Genomic DNA, 13,646 nt, shown 5'->3' on the forward strand with positions numbered 1-13,646 from the left:
GCTTTGTCGCGGAGTCTGTGCCCCGCCCACGCAATAGTTGGATTCGGCTCGGCTTAGCAGGGTGTCGCGGCGCCTTTGCGCGCGTACCACCACCAGGTCACCACGATGCAGCTCAGGTAAAAGCCGACGAACATGTAGAAGGCCATCTCCGGGCCGCCGGTCTGGGCCATCGAAGTGCCGAAGGATTTGGGAATGAAGAACGCGCCGAAGGCACCCATCGCCGAGCTGAAGCCGAGCACTGCGGCCGACTCCTTGCCGGCGTTCTTCAGGGCCTGTTCACGAATGGCCGGCGATTGCCCGGCAGACTCTTTTTCATGCTGGGTGCGGAAGATCACCGGGATCATCCGGAAGGTGGAGCCGTTGCCGATGCCCGTGGTCACGAACAGCAGCATGAACATGCCGAGGTAGCCGTAGAAGTTGCCCGGCTCGCCGTTCTGCGGCAGAACGCCGTGGCCGCTTTCTGGTAGAAAGTGCATCACGCCGAAGACCATCACGATCATCGCCACGAAGTTCCACAAGGTCACCTTGGCGCCGCCGAGCTTGTCCGCCAGCCAGCCGCCCAATGGCCGCACCAGGGCACCGACCAGCGGGCCGAGGAAGGCGAATTTCAGGGCGATGACATCGGGGAAGGACGTCTTGATCAGCAGCGGAAAGGCCGCGGAGAAGCCGATGAACGAACCGAAGGTCGCCAGGTACAACCAGCACATCAGCCAGTTGTGCTTGCGCTTGAAGATCACCGCCTGTTCGCTGAACGAGGCCCGGGCGCTGGACAAGTCGTTCATGCCGAACCAGGCAATCAGCGTCACCGCGATAATGAATGGCACCCAGATGAACCCGGCGTTCTGCAGCCATAACTGGCCACCGTCCGGCAGCACTTGCGGCGATCCGCCCATGAAGCCGAACACCCCGAAGGTGATCACCAGTGGCACACAGAACTGCATCACCGAGACGCCCAGGTTACCCAGGCCGGCATTCAGGCCAAGGGCCGTACCCTGCTGGGACTTGGGATAGAAGAAGCTGATGTTGGACATGCTCGAGGCGAAGTTGCCGCCGCCAAAACCGCAGAGCAAGGCAATCAGCACGAACACGCTATAAGAGGTGCTCGGGTCCTGTACGGCGAAGCCCATCCAGATCGATGGCAGCAACAGCGACGCGGTGCTCAGGGCGGTCCAGCGGCGGCCACCGAAGATCGGCACCATGAACGAATAGAAGATCCGCAAGGTCGCCCCGGACAGCCCCGGCAACGCCGCCAGCCAGAACAGCTGGTCGGTGGTGAAGCTGAAGCCAATGGCGTTCAGGCGCACGATCACCGTGCTCCAGACCATCCACACGGCAAAGGCCAGCAACAGCGCGGGAATCGAAATCCACAGGTTGCGCGTGGCGGTCTGTTTGCCGCTACGCCCCCAGAACGCTGGGTCTTCCGGGCGCCAGTCATGAATGACCGGGCCTGAATCAGGCTTTTGCAGAACGGACATGTTCTTCTCCTAGGGCAATGCTGGAAATCGGGGAAGGGGTCAGCAGCGGCTCTTTACCAAACACCGGGCTTTTGCGTATTTCGCTGAAGTACATCCAGGTGAGGGAGACCCAGACCACGCCGTACATCAACATGAAGCAGGAGGAGCGCACGCCGGTCAGGTCCACCAGGGCGCCGAACAGAATCGGCAAGACGAAACCGCCAAGGCCGCCAGCGAGGCCGACAATGCCGGACACCGCACCCATGTTTTTCGGGTAGTCGTTGGCGATGTATTTGAAAACCGAGGCTTTGCCGAAGGCGAAGGCGATGCCCATGATGAACAGCAGCACGGTGAACAGCGTGGCGTTCAGGCCGATATGGAAATCCATCGGGCCATTGATGGTCTGCACTTGCAGTTGGGTCTGGGGATAGGAAAGCAAGAACAGGCAGACCCAGCTCACCCACAACACCCACCAGGTCACGCTTTGCGCGCCCCAGCGATCCGACATCCAGCCGCCGACGGCGCGCAGCACACCGCCGGGCAGAGAAAAACAGGCCGCCAGCAGCGCCGCGCTTTGCAGGTTGAAGCCGTATTCCTGCACGTAGTACTTGGTCATCCACAAGGCCAGGCCGACGTAGCCGCCGAAGACGATCGAGTAGTACTGGCAGTAACGCCACACCGCCGGATCCTTCAATGCACTCAGCTGCTCACGCAAGCTGGCGCCGGTGGCACTGCGGTGCCCTTTGTTTTCTGTGGTCAGGAACCAGAACAGCAGCGCAGTGATGAACAGGATCGCGCTGAAGACTTTCGGTACCAGCTGCCAGCTGCCGGCGGCGATCAGCGCCGGGGCGAGAAATTTGGTCACTGCCGCCCCGGCGTTACCGGCGCCGAAGATGCCCATGGCGAAGCCCTGGTTCTGCTTGTCGAACCATTTAGCGACGTAGGCAATCCCCACTGAAAACGAGCCGCCGGCCAGGCCGACGAACAAGCCCAGCACCAGAAACTGCCAGTAGGCGGTGGCGTGGCTGATCAGGTACAGCGGCGCCACGCAGGCCAGCATCAGCAGGAAGAACACGCTGCGCCCGCCGAAGCGGTCGGTTAGCAAGCCCAGTGGCAAACGCACCAGCGAACCGGTCAGCACCGGGGTCGCGGCCAGCAGGCCGAACTGGGTTTCGTTGAGCTGGAGAAGCTCCTTGATCGGTACCCCGAGCACGGCAAACATCATCCAGACCATAAAGCACACGGTGAAGGCCAGGGTACTCATACCCAGCACCAGACCTTGTTGTACGCGCGGTTCGGCCACAATGTTCTCCAGTCAGTTAGCCATGGCCGCAGACTAGAGAGGCGCACCCCGCAAAAACTTGATCCACGTCAACGAAGCCCGAGGGGGTATAGGCCTATGCTGGCCCCGTCTACCTCTAAGGTGGTAGTCCTTAAGACCAGAAAAACCCTTTGTTTATCAATGTATTAATCCTGTTTGCCGAAGCTTTTACTGACACGGAGCGGCCGACAACTCTTTAGAGGTAGTGCGCCCGGGATCGGCTGCAAAACCATTGCTCGCCTTATTCTGGAGCTGCACATGCTCTGCCTGCGCAACAACTTCCTGCTTATTGCACCGGATCGACACTGATGCTGAACTGGCTACGCAGCTCCCTGCCCGCTCGCGCCGGGCTCGCGGTGATCCTGATCGCCGTGCTGGCGCTCGCCAGCTCGCTGAGCGCCGGGCTGATCGCCTGGTTCAGCCAGGGTGACGCGGCCGCGATCAACACTGCCGGCTCCGTGCGCATGGAGACCTACCACCTGAGCTGGAAACTCGCCTCGGGGGCAACCGCCGAAGAAGTCGCCAGCGTCACCCAGAGTTTGCAACAGCGACTCAACAGCCAGTCGCTCAAGGCGGTGCTGGAAGACGGCCCGAACACTTCGCTGCAGGCCAGCTATCAACACATCCAGCAGCGCTGGAACGACGATTTGCGCCCGGCGCTGGAACGCGGCGACTCGGCGCTGTTCCAGGCCAGTGCCCTGCCCTTCGTCGAACAACTGAACCAGTTCGTCAGCCTGTTGCAGCAACAAAGCGAACACAAACAAGGCTGGCAGCAGGCGATCCAGGGCATGGCCCTGTTCACCACCATGATTATTCTGCTGATCGGTTTGTACGAGTTGCAGAACGGCGTGGTCTCGCCCCTGCAAGAGTTGGTGGATGCCACCCAACGCTTTCGTGTTGGTGATTTCAAAGTGCGGGTCAACCATCGGTCGCAAGATGAGCTGGGTCAGCTGGCGTTGAGTTTCAACGCCATGGCCGAGACAATCGAAGACTCGCACCGCACCCTGGAGAGTCAGGTCCAGCAAAAGACCCTGAACCTGCAACAAGCCAATGCCGCCCTCGAGTTGCTGTATCAAAGCAGCCGCAGCCTGGCCACCCGCCTGGCCAACGCTGAAGGGCTGGATGAGTTGATCCGGCGCTTCCAGCAACGGCTGCCGGGGCTACGCTTGTTGCTGTGCCTGCAAGGGCAACTGCAGGCCCCGGCCCAGCAATTGCTCGCCCTGCATGGCGAAAACAGCCGCGAGGTCTGCGCCAGCAGCGATTGCGCCACCTGCCAGAAGCACCACAAAGCCAGCCCGCAAACCTTCAGCATCAGCAACCAGGGCAATGAACTGGGCGAACTCAAGGCGCATTTTGTCGACGGTCACCCGGCGCAAATCTGGGAAACCGAACTGATCCAGGCGCTGGCCAACCTGATTGGTACCTCGCTCTCGCTCAAGCGCCAGCGCGAACAGGATCATCGCCTGCTGTTGCTCGAAGAGCGCACCATCATCGCCCGGGAACTGCACGACTCACTGGCCCAGGCACTGTCCTACATGAAGCTGCAAGTCAGCCGCATGCAGACCCTGATGCGTCGTGGCGAACCGGTGGAAACCCTGGAAACCGTCACCGCCGAACTGCGCGAAGGGCTGAACAATGCCTACCGCCAGTTGCGCGAACTGCTGACCACCTTTCGCTTGCAGATTCATGACGCGGGGCTGGTGCAGGAACTCAAGTCTACCGCCCAGGAGTTCTCCCGCCGGGGCGATTTCCAGGTCCACCTGCATGTCGATACGCTGGCCTTCGAGCTGTCGGCCAGCGAGCAAATCCATATTCTGCAGATCACTCGCGAGGCGCTCTCCAATTGCCTGCGCCACGCCCATGCGCAAAACGCCTGGCTGCAACTGCGTCAGGACGGCGAAACCGTCAGGCTCTCGATCGAAGATGACGGGCGGGGATTTGGCGGCGATGTCGACCAACGCGAACACCACGGCCTGAACATCATGAATGAGCGAGCTCGCAGCCTGCGCGGCGAGCTGCAGATAGTTTCCCGCACGCCCCAGGGCACCCTCGTCCAACTGGAATTCCAGCCGGAGTTTCTCGGGCAGCAAACACAAGGTAGCGTGTCATGACCACTCCCCTGCAACACCGCATCCTGCTGGTAGACGATCATCCGATGATGCGTCACGGCATCCGCCAGATGCTCGAACTGGAAGAGGATTTCCTGATCGTCGGTGAAGCCGGCAACGGTGAAGAAGCACTGAGCCTCATCGAACCGCTGCAGCCGGACCTGGTGCTGCTCGATAACAATATGCCGCAGATGAATGGCCTGGAAACCCTGCGTCACTTGCGCGCCATGAACTACCGAGGAAAAGTGCTGCTGTTCACCGTGTCCGATGCCGAAGACGATATTCGCGATGCGCTGCGTCTGGACGCCGACGGCTATCTGCTCAAGGACATGGAGCCCGAGCTGTTGATTCAGTACATCCACGACGCCCTGAACGGCGCACTGGTGATCAGCCCCGGCCTGACCCAGGTCATGGCCCAGGCCCTGCGTTCACCGCCACGGCTGGCGGTGGTTGACCTCACCGAGCGCGAACGCCAGGTGCTGAAAACCATTGCCAGCGGTTTCAGCAACAAAGTCATCGGGCACAAGCTCGGTATCACCGAAGGCACGGTCAAGGTTCATGTGAAAAACCTGCTGCACAAACTCGGTTTGCGTTCGCGGGTAGAGGCTGCGGTGTGGGCCATGGAGCATTTGCGCAGTGCGAACTGACAGCCATCCCTCTTTCGAGGTAGACCGGCGGAGGCATAGGCCTCGCGGTCCGCACTCTCTACTATGATCGTCAGCGGAGGTACGCCATGCTGACCCACCCTTCCATCGTTTTAATCTTGCGCCGGCACCACCTGTTCAGCCAATTGCCGGAAAAGGTCTTCCAGGACGTCTGCGCCCTGGCCAATCTGAAACGCCTGAGCTGTCACGCCACCCTCATGCATCAAGGCGATCCGGCCAAGCGCTTTTTCCTGCTGGTCAGCGGTCAGATCAAGCTGCACCGGGTCACCGGTGAAGGCCAGGAAAATCTGGTGGAGATCATCCACGCCGGGCAAACCTTCGCCGAAGCCTTGCTGTTCAGCCAGGCCCGGCTCTACCCGGTGAGTGCCACGGCGCTGAAGGACAGCGTGCTGGTCAGTATCGAAGGCGCTCACTACCGCACAGCCCTTGAGGATCAGCCGAAAATCTGCCTGGCGATCCTCGCGAGCATGAGCATCCACCTGCACCAACGGCTCAAGGACATCGATACCCTGACCCTCGCCAACGCCAGCCGGCGGGTCATCAACTTCCTGTTCCAGGAACGCGATCCCGTCAGCGGGCATATTGTCCTGCAGGTGTCCAAGCGCCTGGTAGCCTCGAAACTGGGGATTCAGCCGGAAACCTTCTCGCGAATATTGCATCGCCTGGTCGAGGGCGGCCTGATCGCGATGGAGCGGCGCAATATCAGCATCCTCGCCGAAGAGGACCTGGCCGCTTACCAGCAATAGCCGGGCGACCGACAGCCTTGACCATGGTCAAGGCGCGATGCAGCCAGCCTTGCACACTGACAGAGTCCCCTCTGTGGAGAACCCTCATGTCCGATTCAACCCTGCCTCTGGTCTACTCCTGCTCCGGTTGCTCGAACGTCGCGCAACTGGCCAATACCCTGGCCCTGCGCCTGGATCGCGCCGGCCTGGCTGAGATGTCGTGCATCGTCGGAGTCGGCGGGCACGTGGCGTCGCTGGTCAACAAGGCGCGCTCGGGCCGCCTCATCCTCGCGCTGGACGGCTGCCCGCTGCAATGCGTCGAAGGCTGCCTGAACCAGCACGACCTGCACGCCGATGTGCATCTCATTCTGAGCGAGCATGGTTTGCGCAAGCGCTATGGCGAGGACTGCAGCGAGGAACAGAGTGATGAGTTGTTTGAAGAGGTCAGGCGATTGATTGGTGGGGAGGATCTTGAGGAAGATAACCGCATGATCGAAGTCACCGAGACGATGGCTTGAGGTCTTGATGCAATTAAAATTTAATGTGGGAGCGACGGTGCGGCGATCCGACTTGCTAACGATAAATGCCTGACATTCAACATTGATGTCGCCTGACACTCCGCTATCGCGAGCAAGCTCGCTCGCAAAAAAGACTTCCAAATTTGGTGAAATACGCACCTCACACGAACCGAACGGTTGAGCCCCGATGAAACAGATGTCCTTCGCCGATGCCGAGTATGCCGGCAAACGAAAGCAGACCCGCCGCGAGCGGTTCCTGATCGAGATGGATCAGGTCGTGCCCTGGAAGGGTTTGATTACCTTGATCGAGCCACATTATCCGAAGGGTGAAGGCGGTCGTCCGGCGTATCCGTTGCTGGCCATGTTGCGGGTTCATCTGATGCAGAACTGGTTCGGCTACAGCGAACCGGCGATGGAAGAGGCACTTTACGAGACCACGATTCTGCGCCAGTTTTCGGGGCTGCACCTGGATCGGATTCCCGATGAAACCACGATCCTCAACTTCCGCCGTCTGTTGGAAAAACATGAACTGGCCGGCGGGATTTTGCAGGTCATCAATGGCTATCTGGGCGATCGCGGCTTGCTGTTACGCCAAGGCACGGTGGTCGATGCCACGATCATTCATGCGCCCAGTTCGACCAAGAACAAGGACGGCAAACGCGATCCCGAAATGCACCAGACCAAGAAAGGAAATCAATATTTCTTCGGAATGAAAGCGCATATCGGTGTCGATGCCGAGTCGGGTTTGGTGCATAGCCTAGTGGGCACGGCGGCCAATGTGGCGGACGTGACTCAAGTCGATCGGTTGCTCCATGGTGATGAAACGTACGTCTCTGGCGATGCTGGGTACACCGGTGTAGACAAGCGTCCCGAACACCAGGGTCGCCAGATGATCTGGTCGATTGCCGCTCGGCCCAGCAACTATAAACAGCATGCGAAAACGAGTTTGATCGGTCGCCTGCGCCGCAAGATCGAATATGCGAAAGCGCAAGTGCGGGCCAAGGTTGAGCATCCGTTTCGAGTGATCAAGCGCCAGTTTGGCTATACGAAAGTGCGCTTTCGTGGTCTGGCGAAAAACATCGCTCAGCAGACGACGTTGTTCGCGTTGTCGAACCTGTGGATGGTGCGAAAGCGATTGTTAAATGCAGGAGAGGTACGCCTGTAATGCGGGCTAATCGCCCTGAAACAGCGCGATTAGAGGAAAAGTCATGAATTAAAAAGTGGAACGGTTTGATTTCCGACCGAATCAGCGTTTTTTGAACCTCACGCAGCGAGGGCATCAAAAATCGGTGGGTACTTCAGACCGTCCCTAAAAGCAGAGCGACATCCTCAACTACGTCAAGTACGATACAAAAAATTAACCTGATAGTTGATTAGCGAACTGTCCGACTGCACTTACGACCTTTTTAGCACCATCTTGAATTTCAACAATTACAGTGCCAGCCTGTGCTGACAGCTCAAGCCCTTGCTCCGCATGCTGCTTACCTTGCTCGATGATCCGAACAGCTTCTTCAGCCAGCTTTTGGTTTTGCATAACCACACCAACGATTTCTTCGGTCGCTTTAGTCGTCCGTGAAGCAAGCTGCCTAACCTCATCGGCAACGACTGCAAAGCCTCGCCCCTGTTCACCAGCTCGTGCAGCCTCAATCGCAGCATTCAGGGCCAGCAAATTAGTCTGATCAGCGATACCACCAATATTCTTCACAATGCTGCCAACAATTTGGGACTGCTTATCCAAAGCGGCAATCCCTTCTACGGCAGCCTCCATCTGAACAGCCAGTGCTCGCATCACGTTAACCGTTTCTTGAACAACACTACTGCCGCGTTTGGCACTGGCATCAGTCTGCTGAGATGTGGTGTAAGCAATATCAGCCGCTTCCGATACGGCCATTTCACGATTAACTTGATCAGTAATTACAGTCGCAAACTTCACTACCTTATAGAGCCTATCATGGGAATCCGATATAGGGTTGTAGGTTGCTTCCAGCCACACAATTCGACCAAAACTGTCCACTCGCTTAAATCGATCAGCTATATACTCACCGCGACGAAGCTTCTCCCAAAATAACTCATACTGCGCCGACTTATATTCCTCTGACTCACAAAAAATCTTATGGTGTTGACCTACTAGCTGCTGAAGACTATAGCCCATCGAACTCAAAAATCTGTCATTAGCTGTTAATACTACGCCATCCAAATCAAACTCAATAATAGCTGTTGAACACTGAAGAGCTTCAATCAAATTTTGATGCTCCCGTGACGCTTCGATAGTGCGAGTTAAGTCATTAGCATACACAGACACGTGAGTAACTTGTCCAGAGATGTCTTTGATAGGCTGAACAATGGCACGAAGCCATGCCTCATCATCATTTCCTCGTATCATTTGTAAAGCACCCGCCCAATGCTCACCCTTCCGAATAGCATTCTTCATTCGTTTGAAGTGATCCGTACTCTGTGCGTAATGAGGAACCATATCAAAAAGCACTTTACCAATTAACCTATCGGTCAAAAAAAACATTTCCTGTAGAAAATTGGCGTTTGCGTAAACTATTTCTCCCTGAGGGTTTAATTTCAGCACTAGCATTTCGCTGTCAAGGCTATCTCGAACTTGCTCTAACGAGGAAAGCTTTTGGTTGGCTTCCAACAGTTCTTGCCTAAGCCGCTTGTTTTTAAAAAACATATAAAACACCTTAAAAAATCAAGTAATTATAATTATAGAGGGCTAGCAATCCCGATACTTATCCATCCAAACTTCAAGATCTTGGGGATTGAGTGGCTTAGACAGAAGATACCCTTGAGCAACATGATACCCCTGCTCTTTCAGGATTTTATATTGACCTTGCTCCTCCACTCCCTCAGCAACAACCTTCAATCGCAAGCTGTCGCCAATACGCAGAACCGCATCACTGAGAGCACGACTTGTTTCATCAGTTTCAAGATCCAAAACAAAACTACGATCCAGTTTCAGCTCTTGAATTGGGAGTTTTCGCAAGTAACTCAGGCTTGAATAACCCGTGCCGAAGTCATCCATCGCCAACTTAACACCCTGAGCATGGACCTCATGAAGAACCTTCATAGTGCTTGGATTCGTATCAAGCAAGACACTTTCAGTCAGTTCAAGTGTAAGATCACCGGCGATTAGATTATGCTGGTCAAGTGTTCTCATAATCATTCCAGTCAGGTCAAGATTATGAAAATTACTGGGTGACAAATTTACCGAAACAGACGGAATTTTCAGTCCCTTCCTTCGCCACACAGCCAGTTGTCGGCATGCTTCCTGAACAGCCCAATTACCAAGCTCACCAATCAGCCCACACTCTTCTGCTAGCGGAATGAACCGTGCTGGGGAAACCTCACCAAATTTCGAGTGAGCCCAACGCGCTAACGCCTCAACACCATATAGTTTCCCGTCATCCATATTAACTTGCGGTTGATAACTAAGTCTCAACTCGTCATTTTCAATTGCATGCCGTAACGCACTCTCTAAAGCTTGACGTTCCTGTGCAAGCTGATTCAGCTCGTAACTGAAAAAGCTGAATCTACCACGCCCCACACCTTTGGCTTGGTACATTGCCATATCTGCCCGATGTATGAGAGTCCCCATATCATGACCATCTTGCGGATATATACTAATACCTATACTTGCCGATGGCGAAATCAAAGAGCCTGCTATCTGACATGGTTTCGAAATAGAGAGCTTAATTTCTTCTACAATATCAGTTACACACCCACTACTACAATTTGGCAGCACTACTACAAACTCATCACCAGAAAGCCTACCTACAATATCTGATGACCTACGATTGGAGTGAAGACGCTCAGCAATAACTTTTAGCAGTTCGTCTCCAGCAGGATGACCTAGCGAGTCGTTTACTTGTTTAAAGCGATCTAAATCAATAAACAAAACCGCCATTGAAGTTTTTGTACGTCTTGCTTCGATCAAAGCATGATCTGCCTTGGCGTGCAGCAAGCTACGATTGGGAAGCTCCGTCAAGCTATCATAAAACGCGAGTTGCCGTATGTTCTCCTGATTGACCTCCCTCTCCATAGCAAGCGCACATAGGGGTGTAATCACATCAACCATCTGCTGATGTAGAGGCGAAGGCATACGTTTCTCATCATAGTAAAATGCGAGAACCCCAATAGATACTCCCTTAGCACCTTTTATGGGAGTTGACCAACAGCTCTTTATACCCAGCGGCAGAAAATCATCACGTATCACAACCCAAGTTGAATCACTCTCTATATCACTAGCGACCACAGACTCTCCGAGGAAGGCTGCTGTACTGGACGACCCAATACAATCGCTTATTGACATCCCCTCTATTATTTTCGCATAGGTCTCAGGCAAATTCGGTGCAGAAAGTAGATGCATGCACCCATCTTCATCGATTTGAATTACCGATGCTTTGACATCTGGAGCTATACGCTCAACCTCGTTACACACTAGGTCCATGACGGCTTCCAGCGGCGTTTCGCGGACCATTGCATCAAGAATACAAAACTGTAACACCTCATGAACTTTCGAACTCGTTATATCCGCGAGCACAGTCACAGTATTAGTAAGCTCTCCACTCCCACTGAGTATTGGGCTAATCGCTATATTGCACCAGATTCGCTCACCGTTTTTTACCTGCGTCAACTCTTCGGTTCTCAACGAAAGCCCACCAGACAGTTTCTCATGTATAGCACTAACATTGGACTCAGGTAAGTGCGGTGTGAGTAATGCGGCAGGTCGCAAACCTTCGACTTCGCTGAGAGCGTAGCCAAAAATCCGTTCAAACCCTCTATTTACGTACACAATCTTCCAGCTATTATCCGTTATAACTATTGCATTTTCAGTCTGATCCGCCACCAAGGACAAAAGTTTAATTCGCTTTTGCTCCTTACGGTGGACAGTTACATCCTTTACAAAAGCTGTAAATAAAATCTGCCCTTCACTTTCAACCCGAGAAATGGACATTGCCCCCCAACGTTGACTCCCATCCTTCCTGTGGATAGGCACTTCCCGAGTCGCACCAACAATTTTATTTACGCCAGTACGCCGATTCGAATCGACATAACCATCATGTTTATCCCGAATAGTCTCTGGAACCAGCATCTTTACATTTTGACCAATTACCTCCTCCCGATCAAACCCCCACAACTCTTCTGCCGCACGATTAAAAAGGACAACGCAGTTCTTAGTGTCAACTACAACAACACCATCAACAGCCTGCTCAAGGGTTTGTGTAAATATATCAGAAAGATTTTGGGTAATTGGCATCAGCTCAAATCCGAAAGAGCAACTTTATAATTCACAAAACCAGCTTCATGAACTGTGTGCATTCCATTCAACACATTACCGTATACGCCGTCAAAATCGACGTAAGCCCCCAGCCCGGTGGCGGGATAGCTTAATGCCATCTCCAGAAAAAGTCATCGCCAAAACACGGTATTTCTTTAATCGTTTATGCACTTTCCCTCTTCTCCAAGTCAACTTACCGGCATGAAGCGAAGTCTACGAAGCTAGTGGACTAAGCGGTTAATTCATTTATTTATTGGTAACGATATACTGTGCGTCCAATGTCATGGATTGGTTATGCGCATGGCCCGACCGACTTCCCCCTTCGCTTTAACGCCTTCTGATCTCATCGCCCTGCAAAGTTGGTTGCGTATGAGTACGCTGGAACAGAGCCTCGCCCAGCGAGCGCGCATTCTGCTTCTACTGGCCGATGGATTGACGCCCAAGGCTGTCAGCGAGCAGTTGCAGGTCACGCCGCCGACGGTATTCAAGTGGCGAAAACGTTATCTGGAGGCGGGAATCGAAGGGTTGAGCGATCTGCCGCGCAGCGGCCAGCCACTCAAACTTGGGCCTGAAAAAATCAACGAAATCCTGACACTGACTACCCGGCGTGTCCCCCAGGAAGCCACTCACTGGAGCGTTCGTTTGATGGCCAAGTATGCGCGGGTCACCACGTGGCAGGTTCGGCAAGTCTGGGCCGCTTCCGACCTCAAACCCCATCGTCTGAAGACCTTCAAAATCAGCAACGATCCTCATTTCGCCGACAAGGTAGTCGACGTAGTCGGGCTCTATCTGAACCCACCGGATAACGCCCTGGTGTTATCGGTTGACGAGAAAACCCAGATCCAGGCGCTGGATCGCACCCAACCGATGCTGCCGCTACGCCCAGGCCAAGTTGAGCGTCGGACGCATGATTACAAGCGCCATGGCACGGCGAGTCTGTACGCGGCTTTCGACATCATGACCGGCCAAGTAATCGGACGGATTACCCAGCGCCATCGAGCCAAGGAGTTTCTGGCTTTTCTGCAACAGATTGAACGCAGCACGCCAGCCGGACTGGATCTGCATGTGATTCTAGATAACAGCTCGACCCACAAAACGGCTGCAATCAAGCAATGGCTGGAAAAGCATCCGCGTTTCAAATTGCACTTCACACCGACCAGCGCGTCTTGGCTGAACGCCGTGGAAGACTGGTTTGCACAGCTGGAAAGACGAGCGCTGTACCGGGGCGCCTTCACCAGCGTCGCCGACCTGAAGGCGGCTATCCGCCAATTTATCGAGGCTCACAATGAGCATTCAGCCAAGCCGTTCAAGTGGAATAAAACGGCTGAGGCCATCATTAGCTCGGTACATAAGGCGAAGCTGAGCGTGATAAAAAATAAATGAATGGATTAACCGCTCAGGCCACTAGTGCTCTGTCTCTGAAATAACTTTCTAACCTAAGTAGCAAGATCATAAGATCGCAGCCTGCGGCAGCTCCACAGGAGATCTGTGTACATCCGCAAGAGCCAGGCCGGCTATAAGGCCGCCTTCAGGCAAGCCACACACCGCATCTGCGTCAGTCACAACCA

General features: G+C 54.7%; 10 protein-coding genes and 1 pseudogene. 6 read left to right on the top strand and 5 right to left on the bottom strand.

Features of this window, described 5'->3' with window-relative positions; all coding sequences use genetic code 11:
• Positions 1-53: 53 nt before the first annotated feature.
• The gene (locus F8N85_RS15890; RefSeq protein ID WP_150804509.1) at positions 54-1,475 is read right to left on the bottom strand and encodes a NarK family nitrate/nitrite MFS transporter; all 1,422 of its coding nucleotides are present in this window, start codon (positions 1,473-1,475) and stop codon (positions 54-56) included.
• Positions 1,453-2,757 (bottom strand): MFS transporter, encoded by a 1,305-nt coding sequence (locus tag F8N85_RS15895; protein ID WP_150804510.1) that lies wholly within the window; start codon positions 2,755-2,757, stop codon positions 1,453-1,455. The genes F8N85_RS15890 and F8N85_RS15895 overlap by 23 nt, the downstream gene beginning before the upstream one ends.
• A gap of 326 nt (positions 2,758-3,083) precedes the next feature.
• Here F8N85_RS15895 and F8N85_RS15900 point away from each other — a divergent pair, with 326 nt between their 5' ends.
• The 5 genes from F8N85_RS15900 (at position 3,084) to F8N85_RS15920 (ending at position 7,956) form a co-directional block, all read left to right on the top strand.
• Positions 3,084-4,886: a HAMP domain-containing protein gene (locus F8N85_RS15900; protein WP_150804511.1), complete on the top strand. Its 1,803-nt coding sequence runs from the start codon at positions 3,084-3,086 to the stop codon at positions 4,884-4,886.
• Positions 4,883-5,530, top strand: coding sequence for a two-component system response regulator NarL (gene narL / locus F8N85_RS15905; protein ID WP_150804512.1), 648 nt, complete (start codon positions 4,883-4,885; stop codon positions 5,528-5,530). Before F8N85_RS15900 ends, narL begins: the two co-directional genes overlap by 4 nt.
• 86 nt (positions 5,531-5,616) lie before the next feature.
• The gene (locus tag F8N85_RS15910; protein ID WP_150804513.1) at positions 5,617-6,294 is read left to right on the top strand and encodes a Crp/Fnr family transcriptional regulator; all 678 of its coding nucleotides are present in this window, start codon (positions 5,617-5,619) and stop codon (positions 6,292-6,294) included.
• Between the two features lie 86 nt (positions 6,295-6,380).
• Positions 6,381-6,791: a putative zinc-binding protein gene (locus tag F8N85_RS15915; RefSeq protein ID WP_150804514.1), complete on the top strand. Its 411-nt coding sequence runs from the start codon at positions 6,381-6,383 to the stop codon at positions 6,789-6,791.
• Positions 6,792-6,978: 187 nt separating this feature from the next.
• Positions 6,979-7,956: an IS5 family transposase gene (locus F8N85_RS15920; RefSeq protein ID WP_150804515.1), complete on the top strand. Its 978-nt coding sequence runs from the start codon at positions 6,979-6,981 to the stop codon at positions 7,954-7,956.
• 192 nt (positions 7,957-8,148) lie between these two features.
• Here the strand turns inward: F8N85_RS15920 and F8N85_RS35770 are convergent, their stop codons facing one another.
• The 3 genes and pseudogenes from F8N85_RS35770 to F8N85_RS15930 form a co-directional block, all read right to left on the bottom strand.
• Complete coding sequence (locus F8N85_RS35770; RefSeq protein ID WP_412072495.1) at positions 8,149-8,682, bottom strand: methyl-accepting chemotaxis protein; 534 nt, start codon at positions 8,680-8,682, stop codon at positions 8,149-8,151.
• 12 nt (positions 8,683-8,694) lie between these two features.
• Positions 8,695-9,471: pseudogene (locus F8N85_RS35775) on the bottom strand (PAS domain-containing protein); the annotation flags it as partial.
• A gap of 42 nt (positions 9,472-9,513) precedes the next feature.
• Positions 9,514-12,057 carry an EAL domain-containing protein gene (locus F8N85_RS15930; RefSeq protein WP_150804517.1) on the bottom strand — a complete coding sequence of 848 codons (2,544 nt, stop codon included), beginning with the start codon at positions 12,055-12,057 and terminating at the stop codon, positions 9,514-9,516.
• A 321-nt stretch (positions 12,058-12,378) separates the two neighbouring features.
• On the opposite strand from F8N85_RS15930, the gene F8N85_RS15935 reads away from it, so the two are divergent.
• The gene (locus F8N85_RS15935) at positions 12,379-13,461 is read left to right on the top strand and encodes an IS630 family transposase (protein ID WP_150804518.1); all 1,083 of its coding nucleotides are present in this window, start codon (positions 12,379-12,381) and stop codon (positions 13,459-13,461) included.
• Positions 13,462-13,646 lie beyond the last annotated feature (185 nt).

Source organism: Pseudomonas fluorescens (assembly GCF_902497875.1).
Classification (GTDB): Bacteria; Pseudomonadota; Gammaproteobacteria; order Pseudomonadales; family Pseudomonadaceae; genus Aquipseudomonas; species Aquipseudomonas fluorescens_BR.